The 25161-nt window shown below is 33.8% G+C and carries 22 protein-coding genes, 1 pseudogene and 1 riboswitch; of the genes and pseudogenes, 3 read left to right on the plus strand and 20 right to left on the minus strand.

Features of this window, described 5'->3' with window-relative positions; translation table 11 throughout:
* Positions 1 to 32: 32 nt before the first annotated feature.
* A riboswitch (FMN riboswitch) is annotated at positions 33 to 145 on the minus strand.
* A 30-nt stretch (positions 146 to 175) separates the two neighbouring features.
* From SO785_RS03890 to SO785_RS03930, 9 genes are all read right to left on the minus strand, one after another.
* Complete coding sequence (locus SO785_RS03890) at positions 176 to 892, minus strand: pseudouridine synthase (RefSeq protein ID WP_003547082.1); 717 nt, start codon at positions 890 to 892, stop codon at positions 176 to 178.
* Positions 892 to 1485, minus strand: coding sequence for an SMC-Scp complex subunit ScpB (scpB, locus tag SO785_RS03895; RefSeq protein ID WP_003547080.1), 594 nt, complete (start codon positions 1483 to 1485; stop codon positions 892 to 894). The genes SO785_RS03890 and scpB overlap by 1 nt, the downstream gene beginning before the upstream one ends.
* The gene (locus SO785_RS03900; RefSeq protein ID WP_003547078.1) at positions 1475 to 2215 is read right to left on the minus strand and encodes a segregation and condensation protein A; all 741 of its coding nucleotides are present in this window, start codon (positions 2213 to 2215) and stop codon (positions 1475 to 1477) included. The genes scpB and SO785_RS03900 overlap by 11 nt, the downstream gene beginning before the upstream one ends.
* Positions 2202 to 2564, minus strand: a complete 363-nt coding sequence (locus SO785_RS03905) for a reductase (protein WP_011254301.1) — start codon at positions 2562 to 2564, stop codon at positions 2202 to 2204. The genes SO785_RS03900 and SO785_RS03905 overlap by 14 nt, the downstream gene beginning before the upstream one ends.
* A 9-nt stretch (positions 2565 to 2573) precedes the next feature.
* On the minus strand, positions 2574 to 3479 hold the full coding sequence (gene xerD, locus SO785_RS03910; RefSeq protein ID WP_003547075.1) for a site-specific tyrosine recombinase XerD: 906 nt from the start codon (positions 3477 to 3479) through the stop codon (positions 2574 to 2576).
* A complete protein-coding gene (locus SO785_RS03915) occupies positions 3469 to 4359 on the minus strand; it encodes a CvfB family protein (RefSeq protein WP_011254300.1) in 891 nt (296 codons plus the stop codon). The genes xerD and SO785_RS03915 overlap by 11 nt, the downstream gene beginning before the upstream one ends.
* Positions 4360 to 4482: 123 nt before the next feature.
* Positions 4483 to 6252: a pyruvate kinase gene (gene pyk / locus SO785_RS03920; protein ID WP_021874075.1), complete on the minus strand. Its 1770-nt coding sequence runs from the start codon at positions 6250 to 6252 to the stop codon at positions 4483 to 4485.
* A 28-nt stretch (positions 6253 to 6280) separates the two neighbouring features.
* Complete coding sequence (gene pfkA / locus SO785_RS03925; protein WP_003547070.1) at positions 6281 to 7243, minus strand: 6-phosphofructokinase; 963 nt, start codon at positions 7241 to 7243, stop codon at positions 6281 to 6283.
* A 166-nt stretch (positions 7244 to 7409) separates the two neighbouring features.
* Entirely contained in the window at positions 7410 to 10517 is a 3108-nt protein-coding gene (locus SO785_RS03930; protein ID WP_003547069.1) for a DNA polymerase III subunit alpha, read from the minus strand.
* Between the two features lie 116 nt (positions 10518 to 10633).
* Between SO785_RS03930 and SO785_RS03935 the strand changes: the two genes are divergently transcribed.
* On the plus strand, positions 10634 to 10852 hold the full coding sequence (locus tag SO785_RS03935) for a YjzD family protein (protein WP_011254299.1): 219 nt from the start codon (positions 10634 to 10636) through the stop codon (positions 10850 to 10852).
* 61 nt (positions 10853 to 10913) lie between these two features.
* On the opposite strand, the gene SO785_RS03940 is transcribed toward SO785_RS03935, so the two are convergent.
* The 8 genes and pseudogenes from SO785_RS03940 to uvrC form a co-directional block, all read right to left on the minus strand.
* Positions 10914 to 12470: a bifunctional metallophosphatase/5'-nucleotidase gene (locus tag SO785_RS03940; RefSeq protein WP_003547066.1), complete on the minus strand. Its 1557-nt coding sequence runs from the start codon at positions 12468 to 12470 to the stop codon at positions 10914 to 10916.
* A 57-nt stretch (positions 12471 to 12527) separates the two neighbouring features.
* Positions 12528 to 12716, minus strand: a complete 189-nt coding sequence (gene rpmF / locus SO785_RS03945) for a 50S ribosomal protein L32 (RefSeq protein WP_003547064.1) — start codon at positions 12714 to 12716, stop codon at positions 12528 to 12530.
* Between the two features lie 104 nt (positions 12717 to 12820).
* Positions 12821 to 13066, minus strand: coding sequence for a lipopolysaccharide assembly protein LapA domain-containing protein (locus SO785_RS03950; RefSeq protein ID WP_003547057.1), 246 nt, complete (start codon positions 13064 to 13066; stop codon positions 12821 to 12823).
* A gap of 5 nt (positions 13067 to 13071) precedes the next feature.
* Positions 13072 to 13866 carry an SDR family NAD(P)-dependent oxidoreductase gene (locus SO785_RS03955; RefSeq protein ID WP_003547056.1) on the minus strand — a complete coding sequence of 265 codons (795 nt, stop codon included), beginning with the start codon at positions 13864 to 13866 and terminating at the stop codon, positions 13072 to 13074.
* Complete coding sequence (gene rnz, locus SO785_RS03960; RefSeq protein ID WP_003547055.1) at positions 13863 to 14801, minus strand: ribonuclease Z; 939 nt, start codon at positions 14799 to 14801, stop codon at positions 13863 to 13865. Before rnz ends, SO785_RS03955 begins: the two co-directional genes overlap by 4 nt.
* Positions 14802 to 14821: 20 nt before the next feature.
* A pseudogene (locus SO785_RS03965) lies at positions 14822 to 16740 on the minus strand (acyltransferase family protein).
* A 20-nt stretch (positions 16741 to 16760) separates the two neighbouring features.
* Positions 16761 to 18062 (minus strand): GTPase ObgE, encoded by a 1302-nt coding sequence (gene obgE / locus SO785_RS03970; RefSeq protein ID WP_011254297.1) that lies wholly within the window; start codon positions 18060 to 18062, stop codon positions 16761 to 16763.
* A gap of 78 nt (positions 18063 to 18140) precedes the next feature.
* On the minus strand, positions 18141 to 19943 hold the full coding sequence (uvrC, locus tag SO785_RS03975) for an excinuclease ABC subunit UvrC (protein ID WP_003547051.1): 1803 nt from the start codon (positions 19941 to 19943) through the stop codon (positions 18141 to 18143).
* A gap of 135 nt (positions 19944 to 20078) precedes the next feature.
* Between uvrC and SO785_RS03980 the strand changes: the two genes are divergently transcribed.
* On the plus strand, positions 20079 to 20693 hold the full coding sequence (locus SO785_RS03980; protein WP_011254296.1) for a DedA family protein: 615 nt from the start codon (positions 20079 to 20081) through the stop codon (positions 20691 to 20693).
* Positions 20694 to 20789: 96 nt separating this feature from the next.
* Positions 20790 to 22175, plus strand: coding sequence for an APC family permease (locus tag SO785_RS03985; protein WP_015613351.1), 1386 nt, complete (start codon positions 20790 to 20792; stop codon positions 22173 to 22175).
* A gap of 34 nt (positions 22176 to 22209) precedes the next feature.
* Here SO785_RS03985 and SO785_RS03990 read toward each other — a convergent pair whose 3' ends face one another.
* The 3 genes from SO785_RS03990 to SO785_RS04000 form a co-directional block, all read right to left on the minus strand.
* Complete coding sequence (locus tag SO785_RS03990; RefSeq protein WP_011254294.1) at positions 22210 to 23175, minus strand: 2-hydroxyacid dehydrogenase family protein; 966 nt, start codon at positions 23173 to 23175, stop codon at positions 22210 to 22212.
* 66 nt (positions 23176 to 23241) lie between these two features.
* Positions 23242 to 24054, minus strand: a complete 813-nt coding sequence (gene yidA, locus SO785_RS03995) for a sugar-phosphatase (RefSeq protein ID WP_003547047.1) — start codon at positions 24052 to 24054, stop codon at positions 23242 to 23244.
* 51 nt (positions 24055 to 24105) lie between these two features.
* On the minus strand, positions 24106 to 24921 hold the full coding sequence (locus tag SO785_RS04000) for an aldo/keto reductase (RefSeq protein WP_003547045.1): 816 nt from the start codon (positions 24919 to 24921) through the stop codon (positions 24106 to 24108).
* Positions 24922 to 25161: the final 240 nt, after the last annotated feature.

Raw genomic sequence — 25161 nt, forward strand, 5'->3', positions numbered from 1 at the left:
CCACAAAAGTAAAGTAAGATTTATTTTTATTAGTCTGTCTTCTTCCATCTAGACTATAACTATCGGTATCTAACGATTCAACCACTTACGTGGGTCGCGGACTCTAACCGCCGGTCGGGATTTTCACCCTGCCCTGAAGACAACAACCTGTAATATTAATATTTACACTTATAAGCTAATTCAATTTCATGAGTTTGTCAACTTCATTTTTAGACAATTCACGATATTGACCTGAAGTTAACGAATCTAATGTCAAAAATGCATACTTTTCACGAGATAATTTTTCAACCAAGTGACCCACGGCTTTAAACATCCGTTTAACTTGATGATAATGTCCTTCATGAATAGTTATTTGCACGATTTGAGTATTCTTACGTTTATCAGTCTTCAATACCTTTACCTTAGCAGGAGCAGACTTAAAACGACCTAATTTTACACCTTTAGTCAAGCTTTTAATTTCTTCTGGTGTTAAAATTCCTTTTATTTTAGCAACATATACCTTTGAAACTTCATTTCTAGGGTGCATTAATAAATTGGCTAATTCGCCATCATTTGTCATTAAAAGAAGTCCTGAAGTATCATAATCTAAACGTCCTATAGGATAGACACGATAAGGTATATCTTCGAAATAATCCACTACGGTTTTTCTACCTTTATCGTCATCAGCAGTAGAAACTACACCACGAGGTTTATAAAAAATATAAGTATGTAAGCTTTCTCTTTCAATTGGCTCATCATCTACAGTAATGTTACTAAAAGTATCAACTTTTGTACCTAGCTTAGTAACTACTTGACCATCAACTTTAACCCTACCGGCTGTAATCATCTTTTCTGCTTTTCTTCTAGAAGCAATACCCGCTTCAGCAATAACTTTCTGTAATCTTTCTGCCATTATTCTCCTTCTTTCTCTATTTGTCTGTCTACCATACCTTTTGAATCAAATAAATCCATTTCCATGTCATTTTCATTATCTGCAAATTCTTCAATCAACGGAAGATCTGCCAAACTTTGATAATTAAAGTATTGCAAAAAATAATCTGACGTTACATATAGTTTAGGATGTCCTGGTGCATCTTTAGTGCCATTAGTTTCAATTAGTCCTCGCCAAATTAAAGTTTGTAACGCACCAGAAGAATTAACGCCTCTAATATCATCTATTTCTACTCTAGTTATTGGTTGACGATATGCAATAATAGCTAAAATTTCTAAAGCAGATTGACTTAAATTTTTAGTCAGATCTTTTTGAAAATATTTTTCAATTACTTTTGCTGTTTGAGGACTAGTCGTTAATTTATAAGTATGCGCAATATGAATTATTTGGATACCTGAATTTGTATCAGTTGATAATTTTTTCTCCAATTCGTCAGCTATTTCACTTAATTCTTCTTTATTAACTTCAAGTAAATCGATTAAATGCGTTTCTTCAATGCCATTATCACCAGCTGCATACAGAAGTGCCTCTAAATTTGCCTCTTTACTTGCCATTTACATCAATTCTTTCTAAATTTAAATCACCAAATTCTCTTGCTTGCGAAACATGAATTTCGTGTTTTTTGCATAATTCTAACATTGCCAAAAATAGTCCTATTACATCGGAAACATTTTGCATCTGATCAGCGCAACTGAAAAAACTTACACATTTTTTTCTAGTTAATCTTTGTTGTAAGAAAGTAATCATCTCAGTAATAGGTGTTTCTGCCACCTTAATTGAAGCAGTATCTGGTCTACGTAATTTTAATCTACGTAAAACCATACTAAACGTAGTTGCAAGCTCATCTGAAGTGATTTGCCCTTCAGGAAGTGGCTGTACTTTAACAGACTTTGAAACACTCGCTTCCTTAGAAACAGTAATTGGTACTTTTTCATTTCTTTCTTTAAAATATGCAGATATCTTTTTAAACACTGAATACTGCACTAACTGTTGTACTAATTCATCTCTTGGATCTTCTTCAGGTCCAATTTCATCTACAAAATCATTTTGTGGCAATAAATATTGCGACTTAATTCTAAGTAATGTTGACGACATTACAAAGTATTCACCTGCAAGCTGCAAATTTAAACTTTGCATCCGCTTTAAATATTCAAGATATTGACTAGTAATTTGCGCAATTGGAATATCATAAATGTCTATTTTTTGTGATTGGATTAAATGTAGCAATAAATCTAATGGACCTTCAAAGTTGGGTAATTCTAATGTTAAATTACTTTTGTTCATTTTTTTGCTCAACCGTCTTTATCAAATTAGTGTATTCAGGTACTGCAGTTACTCGCTTTTTAGGATATTCATTTTTTAACTCATTTAAAATATCTTTTTCGTATTTTATCTCACGAAAACCGGGTGCTAACGATAGATACCTAATTACAACAAATTGATCCGAAATCTGTGTACCTAAAACTCCTACAATATTATTTTGTTCATTGCGGTAAAGATACAACATAAAGTCATTATCTTCTTGATTCAAAGATATTTCTTCATTCAAATTTTTTATATTTTTAAAATCCGGCAAATAAGATAAAAGACCCATTGCCGTTTTTTCATAATCTTTTTTATATTGTATTAGCATTTTTCTCACCTAAAGACGAGGATGTGTCTTCTGATATACTTGCAAGATATGTTTTTGCGATAAATTAGTGTAAATTTGCGTTGTACTAATATCTGAGTGTCCTAATATTTCTTGTACAACTCGTAAATCTGCACCATTTTCAAGTAAATGAGTAGCAAAAGTATGACGTAAAGTATGAGGCGTAACATCTTTAGCAATCCCTGCTAATTGACAATACTTTTTAATCATCTGCCAAATAGCTTGTCGAGTGAGCTGTTTTCCTCTATTATTCAAAAAAATATGTTCATCATCTTTACCCACATTTAATATAAGTGGGTCACGTACTTGCTTTTCATATTTTTTTAGCCAATCAAGTGCTACAGAACTAATAGGTATTAACCGCTCTTTGGCCCCCTTACCTAGTACTCGCACTAAACCAAGATCTTCATGAAGATCTTGTAATTTCAAATTTATTAATTCACTAACTCGCATACCTGTAGCATATAAAGTCTCCAAAATAGCTTTATCGCGCAAGCCTAATTTCTGCTTAGTATTTGGTTGATCCAATAAATTTACCACTTCGTCCTGAGTTAACGCAATTGGTAATTTATGCTCTTTTTTAGGTAAATCAATCTCTAACATTGGATTCAATTTTTGAATATTCTGACGAGCTAGCCATTGATAAAACTTCCGTAAACTCGAAATAAGACGGCTAATTGAACTAGTCGCTTTATTAAGATCATGCTGACGAGCCAAAAAGGCATCTACATCAGTAGCTTCAGTAGGCCACGAAGTCATATTTTCTTTTTTAACAAAGGTTAAATATTCTTCTAAATCTTGACGATATGCATTGATAGTATTAACACTTAGTCCACGTTCAATTTGACTATAACGTAGATAATCATCAATTTGATCTTCTAAATTACTATTCGTCATCAGTATTCTCTTCTGGATCCTTAATCAAAGTAATAGTACCAGCATCCTTATCTTCTTCAATCAAACCAGCTTTAAGTAAATGACCTAATGCTCTCTTAAATGCTGATTTAGAAATTCCAAAGTAAGCTTTAATCTCTTGAGCATCAGATTTGTCATAAAATGGCAATGTTTTAGTTTCTCTTCTACGTAAACTCATTAAAATCATTTGCGCATCATCATCAATTTCTTCAAATGCACGTGGTAATGCACTTAAATTCAAACGTCCATATTGGCTAACACCAATTACTCGACCTTTAAATTGTTCTCCAAGTCTCATCGGTCTTGGCATTTGTGATTCATGGATAAAACCAAGATAATAATCATTAGTTAATACAAAAGCACCGATATCACGACTAGCATAAACTGTACCAAAAACATTTTGATTATTCATACCACGTGGGAAATTAGCTGCTAATTGATCAAAAATATCTTCATCAGCCAATTTTGCCCAAATACGATCTTTATAATCAGTTTCCAATCGTACTAAAAGCTGATCATCACGACGTGGCCATCTTTCTTTTTCTCGTGGTAAATCATCCATTGAAACAACTACATCCTTATCTGGAAGACCTACATCAACAAATACACCTAATCCCGGACGAACTTCGGTCACTTTCCCCCACCCATATTGATCTGGTTGAGCAAAAGGTAAAAATTGTGTCATTTCACGATCATGATCTTTATTATCATAAATAAATCCTTCAACCACATCACCAATTTTGGGAATATCGTCTTGAGTAATTTCATGCTTCTTAAGCTCATAAGTAATGCCATCTATTTGAACATAGTAAGCTTTATCATTTTTATCAATTATTTTTCCTTTTGCAATAGTTCCAAGCATTAAAAAATCTCCTACTTTACATATTCTTTATATATAAGTATAAGAGATATTCGAACAAAATAAAATAGCCAGCTCAAAAGCTGACTATTTTTTGATTAGCTAATCTGTTTTATTTATATATTATTAAAGGTTTGAGATTTCACCTTGGTAAATAGCACCACGACGAGCATCAACAGTAATAGTTGAACCGTCAGAAATCTTTTCAGTAGCGTCAGTAGCACCAACAACAACTGGGATACCTAATGATAAACCAATAACTGCTGCGTGTGAAGTTAAACCTGAAGCTTCAACAACCAAACCTGAAGCCTTCTTGATAGCTGGGTTGTAGTCTGGATCAGTAGTCTTAGCAACTAAGATGTCGCCTTCCTTAACCTTGCTGTTAGCTTCTTCTGCTGAGTTTGCAACAACAGCCTTGCCGATAACTGAACCGTTACCAACACCTAAACCTTGAACAAGCTTGTTACCGATAATTTGTAACTTCATCAAGTTAGTAGTACCTGAATCACCAACTGGAACACCAGCAACGATAATTACAAGGTCACCATCCTTAACGTAGCCCTTTTCCTTAGCAACTTCTGCTGCCTTTTCAAATATGTCATCAGTTGACTTAGGCTTGTCAGTTAATACTGGTTGTACACCCCAAACAACTGCCAATGAGTGTTGGATCTTTTCATCGAAGGTCATTGCAACGATGTCAGCATTTGGACGGTACTTAGAAATCATACGAGCAGTGTAACCTGAGTTAGTTGCAGCGATGATAGTCTTAACACCTAATTCTTGTGCAGTACGTACAACTGATTCACCGATAGCTTCAGTTACGTTTGAGCCCTTGTATGCTTCAAATCTTTGAAGTGCTAAAGTGTTACGCTTAAGCATTTGCTTTTCAGTACGTTCATCGATTTCAGCCATAGCTTTAACAGCGTTAACTGGGTACAAACCGTTTGCTGATTCACCTGAAAGCATAGTTGCATCAGTACCGTCAAGAACAGCGTTAGCAACGTCAGAAACTTCAGCACGAGTTGGACGTGGGTTTTCTTGCATTGAGTCAAGCATTTGAGTAGCAGTAATAACTGGCTTACCAAGTGCGTTAGCTTTTCTGATTAAGTTCTTTTGTACAAATGGAACTTCCATAAATGGAATTTCAACACCCATGTCACCACGAGCAACCATCAAACCATCAGAAACTTGTAAAATTTCGTCAGCGTTGTCGATACCTTCTTGTGATTCGATCTTAGGGAAAATCTTTACGTAGTCAGCACCTGCTGCTTCACAAAGCTTACGGATGTCTAAGATATCTTGAGCCTTACGTGCGAATGAAGCAAAGATAAAGTTGATACCTTCCTTCAAACCAAAGTTAATGTCATCAGTATCTTTTTGAGTGATACCTGGGAGGCGAATTTCAACACCTGGAGCGTTAACACCCTTCTTTGAACCGATTAAACCAGTGTTTTGAGCTTCACAAACTAATTCTCTCTTAGCGTCGTCCTTTTCCTTGATCAAAAGGTCAACCAAACCATCATCGATTAATACGTGACCACCAACGTGAGTATCATCGTACAAGCCGTCGTAGGTAACGTGGATCATGTCCTTGTTACCCTTCTTAGTATCGTCCATTGAGATACGGATTGTGTCACCAGTATTGATAGTAAACTTGCCACCTTCTTGTTCAGTGGTTCTGATTTCAGCACCCTTAGTATCAAGAGCAATACCAAGAAGCTTACCAGTATTCTTTTCCACTTCACGAACCATGTTCATACGTGAACGGTGTTCTTCATGGTCACCGTGTGAGAAGTTGAAACGGAATACGTTTGCGCCTGCGTTAGCTAAAGCAGTAATAGTTTCAATATCGTTTGAAGCTGGTCCTAAAGTACTAACAATCTTAGTTTTCTTCATTATTTAATAAATCCTCTCCAAAAACTGACTAATCTTTAGTCATTTCTTCATTAACATCTAGCAGTGAAAAGTCGCCTTGGTGCTTACTGTCAAATAGATCTAAAATGTCGTGGGTATTCAACTTACCATTCTCCATGCCGACAGCTAAACCGCCCTTCCCATCAAGAAGTAAGTTAACAGCATAGTTACCCATCTTAGTAGCATTTACTCTATCTTCAACAGTTGGTGAGCCACCACGTTGCATATGTGCAAGAACATTAGCACGAGCATCAAAATCACCGTATTTAAGTAATTCATCCTTAAATTCTTCGGCATCCATAACGCCTTCTGCCAAGACAATGATACCATGATCTTTGCCATCTGCAAAACCACGTTTAATAGTTTCTGCAATTTCCTTTACGTCATAAGGACGTTCAGGAATAACAATTGCATCTGCTCCACTAGCTACACCTACACGCATAGCAATATCACCACATTCACGACCCATTACATTAACAACGAATACGCGGTGGTGACTACTTGCTGTGTCGCGAATCTTGTCAATCGCATCCATAGCAGTACGACAAGCAGAATCAAAGCCGATCGTGTAGTCAGTATAAGGAATATCATTATCGATAGTTCCTGGTAAACCAACTGAGTTTACGCCGTGGCGAGTTAAGGCTAAAGCACCATGATATGATCCATCACCGCCAATAACGATAACAGCATCAATACCATGTTTCTTTAGTTGCTCAACACCCTTTTGTTGCACTTCTTCTTGTGCAAATTCAGGGAAGCGAGCACTGTACAAGAAAGTACCGCCTTCACTAATCTTGTGGTCAACATTTTCCGTAGTAAGCGGAATAAAGTCACCTGCAACCAAACCAGCGAAACCATAACGAATCCCAAAGACTTCAAGTCCATGATGGATAGCAGTCTTTGTCACAGCTCTAATTGCTGCATTCATACCAGGGGCGTCTCCACCACTAGTTAAAATACCAATCCGTTTCATGAATTCACCTCATCATGATTATTTTGTGTAATTTCTCACATCAAGTAAATATTAACATTTTTTAGACCAAAAATCTCACAAAAATTGGGCTAATTTATTGTTTCTCACTTCAGAGTTTATGTTAGCACTTACATATATTGATAATTCAATTCTTTAAAGTAGACAATTATTCTTTAAAGTTTACTTTACGTAAATTGGTTAACATATATTGCTTTTTATTTTGATCAAATCGATCGCCTTGTGTACGCAATCCTAACAAATAAATTTCTCCTATTTTCAAAGCTGGACTAAATTTGTCATATACCTGTGGAAAAATAATAACTTCTTGTTCACTAGAGGAATCTGCAAAACTAGCAAAAGCCATATTTTTACCATTTTTTGTACGGATTGGCTTAAATTTCATCAACTTACCAACGCTAATTCCAGACTCATTTATTTGAAATTGACTTAATGGTCTAGCATTAAATTTTCGAGCAAATTTTTGAACAGCAACTAAAGGAGTAGTAGTTGTCGTAAAGCCCAAAACTTTTTCTTCCATTTCAGCCTTTTCAGCATTTGTTGGCTTATCTGCATGTTTTAGTGGTGCATCCCCTAAAATTTCTGATAAAGACATATTTTGTCCTGTTAACTGCACATTTGCAATAATTTCTTTACAGTTAATTAGTAATTCATTTCGATTATCTTCAATCTGATCAAAAGCACCAGCCATAATAAGTGCCTCTATAGCATCAACCTGTAGAAATTTAGGATCGATTCGTCTTAAAAAATCATTTAGCGATTTATATGGTTTAGTATTGTTAGCAATTTCTTGAGCAAAGTCCATTCTCAACCCTTTTATTGCTTTTAACCCAACTAAAATATTTTTATTATCAAGTGAATAATCCAACTTGCTTTGATTAATATCAGGTGACACAACTTTAATATTTGCTTCCTGGGCCTGCATAATATATGACTGTGCCTTTACGGAAGTTGAAGAATTTAACATTGCAGTATAAAAGGCCGCTGGATAATGCACTTTTAAATATGCTAACCAAAAAGCCACCTTGGTATATGCAACTGCATGAGAACGATTAAATCCATAATTAGCAAATTGCTCAATATAGCGATATACACGCTCACCTACTTCTTTGGCGTGACCTTTTTTTATTGTTCCAGAAATAAATTTACTTTTTTCTTGTTCAATTACATCTTGTTTCTTCTTTGACATTGCTCGCCGTAAAATATCGGCTTCGCCTAGTGAAAAACCGGCTAAGATTTGTGCAGTTTGCATTACCTGCTCCTGGTAGACCAAAATGCCATAGGTTGGCTGTAAAATTCGTTTCAAACTAGGATCAGGATATTTAACACCCGCTTGTCCATTTTTTCGTGCAATAAAAATATCGATATTTTGCATCGGACCTGGTCGATATAGTGCATTTACAGCCACCAAATCTTCAAAATTATTAGGATGCAATTTGCGTAAAACTTGCCTAATTCCACCAGATTCAAATTGGAAAATAGCATCAGTTTTCCCCTCTTGAAAAAGTTGCAAAGTTTCCGAATCATCTAATGGAATTTCGTTAGGATCAATCTTTATTCCCTGTTCACATATTAAATTTAAAATATTTCCTAAAACAGTTAAATTCCTCAATCCTAAAAAATCAATCTTCAATAAACCTAGTGATTCCACGTATTTTTTAGTCTGCTGAGTCACAGGAATTCCTAATGGACCTGCCTGTAACCCAGAAATACCTGCAATTGAATCATCACTGATCACTAAACCGGCAGCATGAATAGAATAATGACGTGGTAATCCTTCCAAATTCATAGCAGTTTGAAAAAGCAACTTATTTTCTTGCGTTGCATCAACCAACAAACGTAACTCACGTGATTCTTCATAAGCCTGCTTCAAAGATATTTTTCCTTTAGAATAAGGAATTGCCCTAGCCCATTTATTGATTTCCACCATGGTTAAACCAAATACGCGCCCCACATCTCGTAATGCTTGTTTAGCTGCTAATGTACCAAACGTTAAAATCTGAGCCGCATGGTCCATTCCATATTTTTGATACATATATTTAATTACGGTATCTCTTTGTACGTCGGGAATATCCAAATCAATATCGGGCATTTCATGTCTGGCTGGGTTTAAAAAACGCTCAAAAAGCAAATTATATTCTAATGGATCTACTTCTGTAATTTTTAAGGCATATGATACTAAAGAACCACATGCTGATCCTCTTCCTGGACCTGTAGTAATCTTTACGCGATGACAATAATTAACTACATCCCACACAATTAAGAAGTAGTCATCAAAGCCCATTTGATTAATTATTCGTAGTTCGTAATTAAGCCTTTTTTGATATTCAGCAGGGATTGTTTTTTGCTTAAATCTATCTTTTAATCCTGTTCGTGCTAAATAACGTAAATATTCTTCAGAAGTTGTAAATTTATTCTGTCGATATTTAGGCAAAACTGGTTTTTGAAAAACAACGTTTGCATTACATTCTTGAGCAATCTTCCAAGTATTATTTACAGCTTCATCTAAGTCTAATTGATGATATCGTTCTAGTACATCTTCAGCACTAGCTAAATAATGCGAACCGGATTGTTTGGCCAGAGGCAATATATCCTGCAATTTTTGTCCACTGTTAATCGATCTAAGTGTCTTTTGCAAAAATTGATCTCGCGGTTTTAAATATTCCGTATCTTCAACTGCAACTAAGGGCAAATTGAATTGCTTATTTAAAGTCCGCAAATAATTAATATAATTTTCGCCATTTTTAGAAGCATAAACACCTAAATATACATCACTAGATAATTTTCTTAATTCTCTTAAAAAGTCACTACCTAATTGTTGGTTAGTTTCAAATAAGGCCACTAATTCACTTTTAGTATTAGCAGGAACAATAACCAACAAATCACTAAGATACTTAGTCAATTCTTTCAATGTTAAAATTTTATCGTTTTGACCATTTTCAGTTAGCAAATTAATGGCACTAGATAAACGTAAGAGATTATGATAGCCAGCATCAGATTTAGCAAAAACAATTAAGTCATATTTCTGAGTACTATCTATTAAACCATTTAGCCGCACCTGCATCCCTAAAAGTGGCTTGATTCCAGCTTTTTTAGCTAATTCATAAAAATTAACCAAACCATAAGTCACATTTATATCAGTCAATCCAACAGATTGATAGCCTTTTTCCTTAGCAGTATTAATCAAATCTGAAACTTTAGTAGGACTATCAAGTAATGTAAATGAACTTAAGTTTTGAAGTGCTGCTACTTGCATAAATTTACCACCTTTCAATACTTAAATATGTTAAATTAAGTATAACAAATTGAACTAAACAGGTTTGAAATTAAACTTTATTTTTGATAAAATTCTATGCGAAAGAAGGAATCAAGATGGGTCGTTATATTGTCACAATCGTATGGAGCGTAATCTACATGTTTGTTGTAGGCTTTATTGCTGGTCCTTTAACTCAAAGTGCCTCATTTAATGCAAATGACATGAAAAATTGCTTGATTATTGGTGTTATCTTTGGCATTCTTTTTGCAGCAATTATTGCAACTATTACCGCTCACTCACATAAAGATAATAGTAAATACAGTAATTTAAAATAATTATTTTTAGATAAAAAGGCTGATAACCTCAAAGAGAGAGTTATCAGCCTTTTTACTTTAGTTAATAAAACTTGTAATTTTTCTTAGTATCTACTTCAACATCGCCATGTGTCAAATATTCACTAAACATTTGTACATAGTCCTTATCAAGTGTCATTTCGATCTTATCCATGCTATATTCTGGATAAAAACCACCACCCATTGCTCGATAATTGTTAACAGCTAAGTGATAAATCTTATCGTCTTCAATAGGCTTTCCATGCAAAGTCAACTTAGTTATCCGTTCACCTTCTGGCTTTGATAAGTCAGCTTCATATTCCACTGGATAAAATACATCAAAATGGTAAAGCATTGGCTTAGGTTTGATCCAACGATCAATGAATCCAATCTTACCATCCCGATCTTTTTTCAAGAAACCGGCACTATGCTCAACAATATGGCGTAATTGCTTACCAGTTAACTTAACTTTACATAATTGGTTTGCATATGGATAATTTAATAAAACATCACGCATTGTAACCGTCTTATCAAATCCCTTAGCATTTTCACTCATTACAGCAGTTGCTGAAACATCAGCACCAGTAAACCACATTTGCATTTGTTGAATTAAATTAATAAATGGTGCTCCCTCAATTCTGCCCTCCATAGCATTTTCAATACGGGCAGGCTTATTTAAATGAGCAATTGGTTTATCCAGCCATGCTTGAGTTCTTTTATCTAAATCGACAACTTTATCCCAAACTTCTGGATCCGGATCATAATCTTTAGTATCGATTAACTTAGTTGACATATTAGTAATCTTTTTAGTGTCATCGTCTACATCAACAATAACTTCTGCAACAGCTTCTCCACGGTACCCTGGCTGGACAATAGCTGTATTTTTAGTAACTAAATTCAAACGCCGATGTTGATGACCAGTTAAAAAGACATCAACTTCTGGAATCTCATCTAAAATCTTATAGCCTTCATTTTCACCACGATGAGGTTCAGTCGCCTTACCTGTTTCTGGATCGCTTTCAAAGCCCCCATGATACATTACAGCCAAAACATCAACTTGTGGACGTAAAATCTTTGCATAATGCTTAATTTTATCATATGCAGAGGCAAACTTTAATCCTGCGACATTTTCCTTAGGTTCCCAGTGAGGAATATATTGAGTAGTTATACCCAAAATACCGATTTTGAGTCCATTTCTTTTAACGATAATATATTCTCGACCAAAGAAAGGTACATCAGTTTCTGCATCTAGAACATTATCATTAATAATTGGTGCAGTATTATTATCAACGTAGTAGCTTAAATAATCTAAACCAAAATTAAAATCGTGGTTACCTAAACAACGTGCATCATATCCTACTGCATTATATGCTTCAGTGAACTTACGTAAATCACTATAATCACCTGTAGAATGTGCATAAGAAGCAAGTGGTGAACCTTGCAGACAATCTCCTGCATCAGTTACAACAACGTTGTTATCGCCATATTTTTTCTTTTCTGCCTTAATTACTGAGCTAACTCTACTCAAACTGAAAGGCGCATTGTAATCCGTCTTATTTTGATAATCAGTAGGCAATAAAAAGCCATGAGTATCACTAGAATGTAAAAATACTAATTTCATTTATTAATTCCTTATCTAGGCATAAAAAAAGACACCATGGTCACAGGTGTCTTTTAATTAGTTATTGCCGTTATCGTTGTTATTTACAACTTGACGACCCTTGTAATAACCCTTTGGTGAAACACGGTGGCTTAAGCGGTATTCACCAGTAGTTGCATCATAGTGCATAGCTGGAACACTCAACTTAATATGACCACGACGTGAACGTTTCTTTTGTTTAGAAGTATGTCTTGCAGGAACTGCCATTTAATTGATCTCCTTTATTGTAATCTTAAGCTTCAAAGTCAAATGACTCTGAATTACTCACGTGATTCAATGATACTATTCTAAAAGCAATAAATCAAGATTTATTAGTTTTTCTTCTTGTTTTTATCTAAAATTGCCAGCTTATTATGCTGTTTTTCATTTTTGTTTCGACCGAAAAACCACGCAATAACCATCCCAATAATTACCATTACCACTAAAACGACAATCAAAGGTAATTTCACTTTGAAAAAGCCAAAATTAATTGCTACTGGTGAAGTATTTAAAACAACAAAAATTACTGCAATTAAAGCTACGATTGAACCAATAATCAAATTTTTTTGATTTTCCATTTTTATTACTTTCTAGAAGCAAACTCCAAAGAAATTTTATCTCCAATTGTTGGGAATAAATTATATAACTTAGCTAAAACTGCTAAACTAAGTGGCAAATTAAGTTCACGCTTATCACTACCAAAGAAATGAACTACTTGCCATGCGACATCATCTGGATCAAGCATAAACTCTTGAACATTTTTGACATAATTACCAGTCTTGTCTGCAACATTAAAGAAATTAGTATATACAGGACCTGGATTTACGGTCATCACTTTAACACCAAATGGCTTAAGTTCAAGACGTAATACATTAGAAAATTGAATAACTGCTGCCTTGGATGCACTATATGCAGCAGATTTAGTTGTTGGAACCTTGCCCGCAATTGAACCAAAGTTAATGATTTGACCAGTCTTTTGATCCATCATGACACGACCAATCAATCTAGTAAAGTACATTAGCCCCAAAACATTAACTTGGAACATATTAGTAACATCTTGCATCTTTTGTTCCATGAATTCTTCAAATTTACCAAAGCCAGCACAGTTAACTAAAAAGTCAATATGTTTAACTTGTTTAGTAATTTCATCAAAAGTTTTTTCAATACTCTCTGGCTTACCCATATCAGTTGGAAAAACATATGCCTCTGCACCCGATAATTCTTTTGCTTCAGCAGTAATTTCTTCTAAACGATCTTTTCTTCTAGCGATTAAAATCACCGTTGCACCGCGGCCTGCACTTTCAAGCGCAATTGAGCGGCCAATACCACTCGAAGCACCAGTAATAACAACAACTTTGTTTCTTAATGAATCTTTCATTTTTTTGAACCTTTCATTGGAATATTAACCCGATCAAAATCATTTACCAAAATGGTATTTGGAAATACCTTTTTAGCTTGATTTTCTAACTTCTTAGCTTTAGCACCCATATAACGAGCTGAGATATGATTTAAGCATAATTGTTTAACATTTTCCTGTCGAGCTATTTTAGCTGCTTGTACAGATGTAGAATGATAATAATTATGAGCCATTTTACTTTCATCACCAGCAAAAGTAGATTCATGGACTAATACATCTGCATCTTTAGCTAAATGTGCAATGCTTGATGTTGAACGTGTGTCATAAATTATGGTGATAATTCGTCCAGGCTTTTCAGGACCTAAGAAATCTTTTCCATCCAAAATAGTTCCATCAGCCAAAGCAACCTGCTCACCATTCTTTAGTTTACCAAGAATTGGGCCATTAGGAATATTATATTCTGCTAACTTGTCAATTAATAGTTCACCTGGATGAGAATCCTCAACAACTCTAAAGCCAAAACTAGGAATGCGATGGTCTAAACGATCCGTATACACTTTAAAGCCTCTGTCTTCACAAATTAACCCCGGTTCAGATAATTCCACATAGTGGATTGGATATGAAATTTTAGTTCTAGATACTTTCAAAGATATTTTAACAAAATCTTCAATTCCTGCAGGTCCATAAATAGTTAATGGGCCTACATCACCTTGAAAAGAGCGAGTTGAAAGTAATCCAGGTAATCCAAAAATATGATCACCATGATTATGTGAAATAAATATTTTAGTAACTTTTCGTAATCTAATATTTGTTCTTAAAATCTGATGCTGAGTAGCCTCTCCAACGTCAAACAGCCAAATTTCATTTAACTCATCTAACAGCTTCAACGCAACACTTGAAACATTACGCTGCTTAGAAGGCTGCCCTGCACCGGTTCCCAAAAATTGTAATTCCATGAAAATCCTATTCTATATGTTTAAAATTTTGAATGCTTAACAATTGTTTTGGTAATCAACGCACTGTAATACTTTGATCCTTCTATATTTGGATGTGTATGGTCATCGTAGAACCATTTTGGATGATTCTTTGAATATGAATACCAATCAATTATTATAAGATTATGATACCGTTTTGCACCTTGTCTTAGCAAATCATTCACCGGATTCTGCCAATCTCTAGTTGGAACATGGACATTAATCCAAAATACTTTACGCTTAGGTCCAACTTGATGCATAATTCGATCTAAATCATCCATTGAAAATGGTCCATTAGTTCCTAGGCCTATTAATACATTATCTGCAAGTACACCTTGATTTTGATAATTGTCTAAAAGACCAAAAGCCACATTTAATTGTCTAGATACTGCTGCATCAATTAGTGCTTTAGGCATCAATTGCTTCAAATTGTTACTTGCTCCAGCCATCACAGAATCACCGATTGCGGTGACTTGAATTTTTTGTGCTAATTGCAAATCAAGCTGCGAAATTCCATACTTTACATAAGATTTGTTAACTGGATGTTTTTTAGCCTCTTGAGCCGCCTCTTTAACAATCTTAGATTTATTTTCTTGTTTATTCCTCTGCTTTTTCAGGTTTTCAATTAATTTAGCATTATCTTTTTTTGCTTTTTGGTATTTTGATTAATTCTTTGAGCTAATTGACTCTTATTAAAATCTTCAGCTTTTACATTTGGTGAAACAGCAATTGCAATACTACCTACAATCAAAACAAGCATAGCAAATACAGCTTGAAATTTTTTAACGTAATCTTTAGTTTCTATATTAAAGATACGTATGAAGTATTTCTTGGTCTTATCCCAACTAATTTTTCCCATTGGCTTTTCAATTAATCGGTAAGTTATCTCACTAATCAACAAAATCAAAATCACTTCGATAGTATGATACATAAATGGATGCTCACCAATATTACCAATTTTATCTTCAAAAAAAATCATTACAGGGAACTGATAAAGATAAATTCCATAACTTCTTGAACCTATCCAATCAAAAACTTTGTTGGACATAATCTGATTCCAATGACTGCCCGGATGAGCAATAACTGCAGCAAAAATACATACATCAAGTGTGAAGAGTAACATTCCACCGCAGTAAGTAAATGCTTGTTGTGGATCCATTAATTTTGAAAAATACATCAATATTAACAATGCAAAAGAAACAAATCCGGTAACATCAAGAATTATTGTATATTTCTTACGAATATTTGTATTTAACTTCTCAACTGGCCAAATTACTGCCAGTGCAGCCCCTAAACCTAATGAGAAAAAGCGTGTATCTGTACCATAATATATACGATTTATATCTGCTTTCAACAAATACAAACTGGTCATCATAATCGCAGATGCAATTGACAAACCCATTAATATCCAAAAAATATTTTTCTTTTTCTTAGCAAATTTAACCAACAAAAAAATCACAATTGGCCAAACAATATAAAATTGTCCTTCAATTGACATCGTCCACAAGTTGGTGAACGGTGATTCATTTGCTGCAAAACGTTCAAAATAACTTTGACCATTATGAATTTGCCAAAAGTTATAAACATTTAATATATTTGCAAATACTATCTGATTCAGCTTAGCAAGTAAATTACGTTGAAACAGAAAAATATATGCTGCACTTAGCCATAATACTGAAATTAGCTGAGGATATATCTTTTTTATTCGGTTTAAATAAAAACGTCGATTATTATATGTACCTGTTTGATCATATGAATTGAACATATGATCAGTTACCAAATATCCTGAAAGCACGAAAAAAATCGGTACTCCCAGATACCCTCCCATAAAGGAATTAGGATCAAGGTGATAAAGAATTACCCCGATTACTGCTAACGCTCTAAGACCAGAATACCCTGTAATAAACCGATTTTTTCTCATAATTTTTCTCTACTTTTTTATTATTGTACGAACTCAAACACAAATTTACCAATAGCAACATCGTCGCCATTAACAGCACCCTTTTCACGTAAAGCATCATCGACACCTAAACGTTTAAGTCGTCTTGCTAAACGCATAATACCATCTTGGTGATCCAAATTAGTCATTTGAACTAATCTCTCCAATTGTTCACCCTTAACGACAAATTCGTGTTCTCCAACTTTTTCTACCATAAATTCATTTCTTTGTGGTGCTTTATACTTGTATTCTTTGGTCTTTTGAACAACTTTAGGTTCTTCAACACGTTCTTTTTCAACTTCTTCAACCAAAGTAGCAGTATCATTCATTAATTTACTTACACCAGCATGAGTAACACTTGAAATTGCATAAACGGGTTCATCATTGCTTTCTTTTTCCAAGTCTTTTCTGAATTGTGCAAGCTTTTTATCAGCACCTGGTATATCCATTTGTGAAGCAACAATTAATTCACGCTTATCAGATAAATCTGTTGCATAACTCTTAAGTTCTTGTCTAATAGTATGATAATCTTCAATGGCTTCACGACCATTATTTGGATCCATCGAAACTAAATGTAATATTACCTTAGTTCTTTCAACATGACGTAAAAATTGAATACCTAATCCTACCCCTTGACTAGCCCCTTCAATTAAACCAGGGAGGTCAGCCATTGAAAAATCACGACCATCAGGTAAAATTACCATTCCCAAATTTGGAGTTAGAGTAGTAAATTGATATGCTGCGATTTTAGGTTTAGCTTTAGTTGTAACTGACAACAATGTTGATTTACCAACTGAAGGAAATCCTACTAATCCAACATCAGCTAACAACTTAAGTTCTAACCGAAGGACACGATCTTCACCTGGTTCACCATTTTCAGCAATTTCTGGTGCAGTATTAACACTTGTTGCGAAGTGAATGTTACCTCTTCCACCACGGCCGCCTTTTGCAACAACTAATTCTTGTCCCTTTTCGACCAAGTCACCGATTAATTCACCTGTATTAAAATCGTAAACTGTTGTTCCAACAGGAACTTTTAAATATAAGTCTTTTGCTCCACGGCCATATTGTGATTTAATTCGACCATTTTCACCGTTATCCGCCTTAAACTTACGACGATAACGAAAATCCATTAATGTACGCAATCCGCTGTCAGCAACAAAAATAATGCTACCGCCACGGCCACCGTCACCACCAGCTGGACCGCCGTTAGGAACGTATTTTTCATGGCGGAAAGCCACCATGCCATCGCCGCCTTTTCCGGCCTGTACTTCAATTTTAGTTTGATCAACAAATGTAGGCATGTTTATCTCTTCCTTCCGTCTTAATCTAACTTTTATACTATACCACAGAAAATGTGCTAATTAATGCGTTTTCTGGGTTTACAACATTAATTTTACTGTTTGTGCTTGAGGCAAAGTTAATCCCGCTGCACGCAAATCTTCAATAGAAGCTTCTTTAATCTTCTTCAATGAGCCAAAATTCCTAAGTAATTTATTACGACTTTTTGGTCCAATTCCTTTAATAGAATCCAATCTACTTGATAAAGCATTCTTTGCATGACGCCTACGATGAAAAGTAATTGCAAACCGGTGTACCTCATCTTGAATACGTGTCATTAAGTAAAACCCCTCAGATTTAGGATCTAATGGGATTAACTTTAATGGAATACCATTAATTGGATCACCAAAAAGTAAATGATTAGTCCGGTGTTTATCATCTTTTACCATTCCGGCTACCGGAATATTTAAATTGAGCTCATTACGTAATACATCCTCACAAGCATCAACTTGAATTTGCCCCCCATCCATCAAAATTAAATCAGGCATCTTTTTATGTTCGCGAAGAAGACGGCCGTACCTTCTTCTAACAACTTCACGAGTATTTCTGACTTCATCACCACCATTTTGATGTTCTACTTCACCTTTTAGTTTATATTTACGATAAGAGGTTTTATCTGGTTCACCATCTTTAAAGACAACTAAAGCAGAAACTGGATCAGCTCCTTGAATATGAGAGTGGTCAAAACTTTCAATTACATGGCCATAAGGCAAGCCTAAGGCATCAAATATTTCTTTTTGTGCCCCCTTAGTTTTTCGATTGCCTAATTCTAATAATCTAAACTTATCATCTAATTTTAGTTTGGCATTATCTTTAGCCATATCAAGTAATGATTTTTTTTGACCTCTTTGAGGTGTTCTAACTGCTACATTTAAAACTTCAGCTAGAGTATCATCATCAAATCCTGAAGGAATCAATATTTCTTTAGGTAAAATTCGATTTTTTTGCCCATAAAATTGAACAATAAATGAAGTAAACGCATCTTCTGGATCAGCGGCGTCAGTTAAAGGAAACATTCTAGTTTCTCTTCTAAGTAATTTCGCCTGCCTTAAGAAGAAAATCTGAATGGAAATCCAAGATTTATCTACGTAATAGTTAAAAATATCACGTTGAGTATTATCATTAGAAATAATTTTCTGTTTTTCAACAGTTTCTTCAATATACTTCAATTGATCACGAATTTCAGCAGCTCGTTCAAATTCAAGATTTTCAGAAGCTTTTTCCATTTTGGTAGTTAAATCTTGTTTTACAGAGGTTATATCACCATTCAAAAAACTCTTAATTTTTTTAATTTGCTCATCATATTCTTTTTGAGGCACCTTTTTAAAGCATGCTCCCAAACATTGTCCCATATGATAATACAAACATGGACGTCCCTGATAGCCATGACAGCGTCTTAATGGATAAACCTTTCGAATAAACTTCAAAGTTGCCTGTGCAGCATAAACATTAGGATACGGGCCAAAATAATACCCCCCATCTTTATGTACTACACTTGTAAGACGAGTTTGCGGATCATGTTCTCTAGTGATTTCAATATATGGATACCCAGTTCCTTGTTTTAACTGAACATTATAATATGGTTGATATTTTTTTATTAAAGTTATTTCAAGTAAAAACGCTTCCTTATCAGTAGAAACAGTGATGATATCATAATCTCTAATCTCACGAACTAATTCAGCACGTCTACCTACTTGTTTACTTTTAAAATATGAACGTACTCTATTTTTTAAGTTCTTAGATTTGCCCACATAAATAACTGTACCATTGATATCTTTCATCAAATAACAGCCTGGTTTTTCTGGCAAAAGTTTCAATTTATTTTCTATTAATTCTGTCGCCATTTTATCGCATCCTACTAAAAATTTGTATTTAATAGTTTACCATAGCTTTTTTAAGAAGATATTAATTTTGCTTATTCAAATAGCTATCCACATTAAAACTTGATATATTAAAATAAAAACTCAGGAGAAATTTATATGACTAATATAGTTTTTGACTTAATTAACCAATCTGGCTATTTAGCCATTAGTCTTTTAATTGCAATTGAAAATATCTTCCCCCCTATTCCTTCTGAAGTTATTCTTTCTTTTGCAGGTTTTGCTACCCACCATTCTCAAATGACCGTACCATTAGTAATTATTGCTTCAACAATTGGTGCAGTTTTAGGAGCTTTAATTTTATATTGGATTGGCTATCTTTTAAACGAAGAACGTTTAGAAAAGATATTTAATCATAAACTGTTTAAAATACTTGGCTTTAAAAAAGGTGATGTAAAAAAAGCAATCCGCTGGTTTGATAAATACGGAACAGGTGCTATTTTTTATGGACGTTGCATCCCTGTAATTCGTAGTTTAATTTCAATTCCTGCAGGTACAGCAAAAGTAAAATTATCTAAATTCCTTATTTACACTACATTAGGAAGTTTGATTTGGAATACTATTCTTGTATGTCTTGGATCATATATGGGAGAAAATTGGCAAGTTATTGTCACGATTTTTGAAGAATACTCATTAATCATTGCAGCTTTAATTTTAATTGCTTTAGTATATGGTTCTGTAAAGTGGTACAGAAAAAAGATTAAAACTAATTAATTACTAAAAACCTATTTTTAATAGGTTTTTTTCTTCTTCAAAAAATTAAAAATATAATGTAAAATTAATCTAGTTTATATAAAAGGGAAGATGTTAATGAAACTTAATATTTTTAGAAAACAAAGCATTCAAAATTATTTAGGAAAAGATATTAAATTTTCTAAGACAATGAATGCCCTAGATTTAATCTCACTAGGTGTAGGAGCAGTTATTGGTACAGGTATCTTTATTTTGCCTGGGACCGTTGCTTCATCACTTTCTGGGCCAGGAGTAAGTTTATCTTTCATGCTTGCTGCTATAGTTTGTGCCCTTGCAGGAATGTGTTATGCCGAATTTGCTTCAGCTATTCCCGTTGCAGGTAGTGCATATTCATATGGAAATATCGTTTATGGTGAATTTACTGGCTGGATAATTGGTTGGGCACTAATTCTAGAATATATGTTATCAGTTGCTACTGTTGCTGCTGGTTGGTCATCATATTTTAGTTCATTTATTAGTCCATTTGGCTTAAAAATTCCTAATGCAGTCTCAGGACCGATGAACCTTTCAAAAGGGGTATACTTCGATTTAGTGTCGGTTTTAGTTATTTTAATTATTAGTATTTTACTTTCACGTGGTATGAAAAATTCCATTAAGATTAACATTATAGCGGTTTTCATAAAAATTGCTATTATCTTAATTTTTATTTTCGTGGGTGTACAATTTATCAAGCCAGCTAATTATCATCCATTTTTACCATATCATTTCTCTGGCGTTATCAAGGGTGCTACTACTGTTTTCTTTGCCTTTTTAGGATTTGACGTTGTCTCATCTTCAGCAGCTGAAGTTAAAAATCCTAAGAAAAATATGCCACTCGGTATTATTGGAACTTTAGCGATTGCAGCATTACTATATTTTGGTGTATCGATTGTTTTAACTGGAATGGTAAATTATAAACAACTTAATGTTTCTAATCCAGTAGCATTTGCTTTACAATACGTTCATCAAGACTGGGTTGCCGAACTCCTTTCATTCGGTGCTATGTTGGGAATGGCAACTATGATGCTAACAATGATTTATTCTAGTTCAAGACTAATTTATGCAATGGCTCGTGATGGATTATTGCCATCTACTTTTAGTAAACTAGATAAAAAACACAATTCTCCACAAAATGCCTTGATCGCAGTAACCATTATCATCTCATTAGGCGCAGCATTTTTCTCAGTAGATCAATTGGCTAATCTAGTTAACTTCGGTACTTTATTTGCATTTACTTTAGTTTCATTTGGAATTCTTAAATTAAGAAAAAGAACAGATATTACTAATGATGGCTTTAAAGTTCCTGGATATCCTTTCTTACCAATCATATCTGGTTTAATCTGTATTTTTATGATTTGCCATTTAAGTTCTGAAGTTTATTTAATGGCTTTCATCTGGTTAGTTTTAGGTGCAATAATTTATTTTGCATATGGATATCATCACAGTCAATTAGATCATGAATAGAACTAAAGAAGACGCGATTCTATCGCGTCTTTTTTTAGTTAACACTATTAATTACTTTTCCTTCCTTGAAGAAAGTTAAAATGTTATTAGCAGCTTCTTTAGTTAAATTATATCTAGCCTTATGGGTTGCTGAACCAACATGAGGTGTCATAATTACATTGTCCATATTTACTAAATCTTGCTTAGGATATGGTTCATTTTCAAAAACATCAAGTGCTGCTCCTGCAATTTTTCCTTCTTTTAATGCAGCTACTAAGTCATCACTATCAACCAGTGATCCACGAGCTACATTAATTAAAAATGATGTATCCTTCATATTATTAAAAACATCTTTATCAATAATATGGTATGTCTCATCAGTTGCAGGAGCATGTAAACTCAAAAAATCTGAATTCTTAACCAATGAAGCAAAATCAACATATCTAGCATTTAACTCAGCTTCAAGTTCAGGCTTCAATTGATGACGATTATGATATATTATTTTCATTCCCAAAGCTTTAGCAAAACGTGCAACTTGTTGTCCAATTCTGCCCATACCTAAGATACCTAAAGTTTTGCCCTCAATTGTATAACCTTGACTATCATATTCATCAACATTTAAAAATACTCCTTCGCGTAAAGCATGATCATAATAACGAATACGACGTGCTGATGCCATAATCATAGTTAACGCAAGTTCAGCAGTAGGACGCAAAACACTATTAGGGCAATTTGTGACTACAATTCCCTTTTCTCTAGCATAATCAATATCTATATGATCAAAGCCTACACCATATGTTGAGATTACTTTTAAATTTTTAGCAGCATCGATTATTTCTTTATCAAAAATCATCTTAGCTACAATTACCCCATCATATTTAGCGATATTTTTTAAAACCCATTGTCGATCATCATTAGGTCTATGACCAACTGGTCCAACAGTTACCTCACAGGTTGAGCGTAAATCATCTAATGCATCATCTATTAACCCACCTAAAACCAAAACTTTTGCTTTATTCATGTTTCTATAACCTCTATTCGACTTCATTATTACTTAACAATAGCACTAATACAAAAATAAACTAGCCTATTCTAAAATTTTATTAATAGCTACTGCTACACCATCATGATCACAATCTTCAGTAATTTCATTAGCATACTTTTTAGTATAGTCTACAGCATTCCCCATCGCTACACCTAATCCTGCATATTCTAACATTGGCATATCATTAGCCTGGTCACCTAAAGCCATCACATTTTCTGGTTTAATATTTAAATACTCACACAATCGTTTTAAACCACTACCTTTATCGACACCGGCAGCGGTTGCCTCATAATAGAATGGTTCTGTCTTTGAAAAAACCACTCTATCTCTCATAGTATTAAATAAAGGATTCGAAATTTTATTATCTAAATAATCTGGATCATCTATATACATACATTTTATAATTGGAATTCTTCGCATCTCTTCCTGTGTTCTATAGGAAACACCTAATTTTACTATCTGCGAATTATATATTGTATAGTAGCCCAAATCACGATTGGCAGTATAAATCCTATCCAAACTCACACTATGAAAGTGCAAATTTAACTTGCTAGCAATTGATTCTAGATCAATATAATCATTATAAGTAAGTCCTTGTTCAAAAATTACTTGACCACTGGTAGATTCAACTACAGCTCCATTAAAGCTAACTACATATTCATTATCTTGATTGTTTAATCCAAGTTCATCTAGATACTGCTGAGCACCGGATAATGGTCGTCCTGTACAAATAACGATTTGTTTTCCTAACTTTTTTGCTTTTAAAATAGTCTCTTTTACTAACGGCGTAATTTCTTTTTTAGAATTAACTAAGGTACCATCAATATCTATTGCAATTAATTTAATATCTCTCATAATTTCCACTTCAAAAATAAAAGCGTCACTCTACAGTAACACTCTAAATTATTATTCTTTAATTTTAATTAATTTAGCTATATCTTCATCACTGATCTTAAAGTTAATATTCAAATTTTCTTTCATCTCAGTAACATTATCACTTTTAGGAATTACAATACAACCCAATTGCATATCGAAAGCTAACATTAATTGAGCTGGAGTAACATTATATTTCTTAGCATATGCAATTATTTGATCATCATTTAATAATTTTCCATGTGACAATGGTGAATATGCCTCAATCTTAATACCTAACTTTTTACAATAATCCATCAATTCCACTGGCACTTTACCAATATGTACCTCAATCTGGTTAACAGCTGGCGTTATTGTACCATTATTAACAATATTCTCGATATCTTCTTGCAAAAAATTTGATACACCTATTGATCGTACTTTTCCAGCCTTTACAGCTTCTTCCATTGCTCGCCAATTTTCAAGATTCCCTTTAAAATGACGATCATTAGTTCTATTCACTTCAATCCAAGGTTGAGGGGAATGAATTAAAAGCAAATCAATATATTCCAAACCAAACTTATCTAAAGCAGCATCAATTGCTTTCTTAGTTCCTTCATAATCTTTAACTGCTGTAGGTAATTTAGTTGTTAAAAATATATCACTTCGTTCAATATCCGAATTCCAGATTCCTTTACCAACTCCACTTTCATTGCCATAATCTTTAGCTGTATCAAAGCCGCGATATCCTATATTAACTGCTTGTCGAACAACTTTATTCACTTCATCATTATTGATTAGCCAAGTTCCCAATTGAATTTGTGGAATTTTTTCTCCATTGTTAAGTATCACACTTTTATTAAAACACATATCTATACACCTTATCTCTAACTGCACTATCCAAAGTATATTGGAGTATTTAAAAAATATTTTAATCTATAATAAACTATCTATAATTTTCGTGAGGTAATTATAATTTATATTCTTGTATACCTTTTATATTAGTATAAAAAAAGAAAGGGCTGATTAATAATCATCAACTCTTTCTCCTCAGTCTCTTAATTCCCAACACCTATGATACTAGTTTTTAAGCGTAAAACAAGTATTAAT

The sequence above is a fragment of the Lactobacillus acidophilus genome (assembly GCF_034298135.1).
In the GTDB taxonomy this organism is placed as follows: domain Bacteria; phylum Bacillota; class Bacilli; order Lactobacillales; family Lactobacillaceae; genus Lactobacillus; species Lactobacillus acidophilus.

What these genes read in the sequence shown, in the direction of transcription:
- SO785_RS03935 (WP_011254299.1), top strand. Translation starts at nt 10,634, where the DNA reads ATGGGTCGTTATATTGTCACAATCGTATGGAGCGTAATCTACATGTTT.
- SO785_RS03930 (WP_003547069.1), bottom strand. Translation starts at nt 10,517, where the DNA reads ATGCAAGTAGCAGCACTTCAAAACTTAAGTTCATTTACATTACTTGAT.
- SO785_RS03905 (WP_011254301.1), bottom strand. Translation starts at nt 2,564, where the DNA reads ATGCTAATACAATATAAAAAAGATTATGAAAAAACGGCAATGGGTCTT.
- scpB (WP_003547080.1), bottom strand. Translation starts at nt 1,485, where the DNA reads ATGGCAAGTAAAGAGGCAAATTTAGAGGCACTTCTGTATGCAGCTGGT.
- SO785_RS03950 (WP_003547057.1), bottom strand. Translation starts at nt 13,066, where the DNA reads ATGGAAAATCAAAAAAATTTGATTATTGGTTCAATCGTAGCTTTAATT.
- pyk (WP_021874075.1), bottom strand. Translation starts at nt 6,252, where the DNA reads ATGAAGAAAACTAAGATTGTTAGTACTTTAGGACCAGCTTCAAACGAT.
- SO785_RS03900 (WP_003547078.1), bottom strand. Translation starts at nt 2,215, where the DNA reads ATGAACAAAAGTAATTTAACATTAGAATTACCCAACTTTGAAGGTCCA.
- SO785_RS03955 (WP_003547056.1), bottom strand. Translation starts at nt 13,866, where the DNA reads ATGAAAGATTCATTAAGAAACAAAGTTGTTGTTATTACTGGTGCTTCG.
- pfkA (WP_003547070.1), bottom strand. Translation starts at nt 7,243, where the DNA reads ATGAAACGGATTGGTATTTTAACTAGTGGTGGAGACGCCCCTGGTATG.
- rpmF (WP_003547064.1), bottom strand. Translation starts at nt 12,716, where the DNA reads ATGGCAGTTCCTGCAAGACATACTTCTAAACAAAAGAAACGTTCACGT.
- SO785_RS04000 (WP_003547045.1), bottom strand. Translation starts at nt 24,921, where the DNA reads ATGTGTTTTAATAAAAGTGTGATACTTAACAATGGAGAAAAAATTCCA.
- uvrC (WP_003547051.1), bottom strand. Translation starts at nt 19,943, where the DNA reads ATGGCGACAGAATTAATAGAAAATAAATTGAAACTTTTGCCAGAAAAA.
- obgE (WP_011254297.1), bottom strand. Translation starts at nt 18,062, where the DNA reads ATGCCTACATTTGTTGATCAAACTAAAATTGAAGTACAGGCCGGAAAA.
- rnz (WP_003547055.1), bottom strand. Translation starts at nt 14,801, where the DNA reads ATGGAATTACAATTTTTGGGAACCGGTGCAGGGCAGCCTTCTAAGCAG.
- yidA (WP_003547047.1), bottom strand. Translation starts at nt 24,054, where the DNA reads ATGAGAGATATTAAATTAATTGCAATAGATATTGATGGTACCTTAGTT.
- SO785_RS03980 (WP_011254296.1), top strand. Translation starts at nt 20,079, where the DNA reads ATGACTAATATAGTTTTTGACTTAATTAACCAATCTGGCTATTTAGCC.
- SO785_RS03890 (WP_003547082.1), bottom strand. Translation starts at nt 892, where the DNA reads ATGGCAGAAAGATTACAGAAAGTTATTGCTGAAGCGGGTATTGCTTCT.
- xerD (WP_003547075.1), bottom strand. Translation starts at nt 3,479, where the DNA reads ATGACGAATAGTAATTTAGAAGATCAAATTGATGATTATCTACGTTAT.
- SO785_RS03985 (WP_015613351.1), top strand. Translation starts at nt 20,790, where the DNA reads ATGAAACTTAATATTTTTAGAAAACAAAGCATTCAAAATTATTTAGGA.
- SO785_RS03940 (WP_003547066.1), bottom strand. Translation starts at nt 12,470, where the DNA reads ATGAAATTAGTATTTTTACATTCTAGTGATACTCATGGCTTTTTATTG.
- SO785_RS03990 (WP_011254294.1), bottom strand. Translation starts at nt 23,175, where the DNA reads ATGAATAAAGCAAAAGTTTTGGTTTTAGGTGGGTTAATAGATGATGCA.
- SO785_RS03915 (WP_011254300.1), bottom strand. Translation starts at nt 4,359, where the DNA reads ATGCTTGGAACTATTGCAAAAGGAAAAATAATTGATAAAAATGATAAA.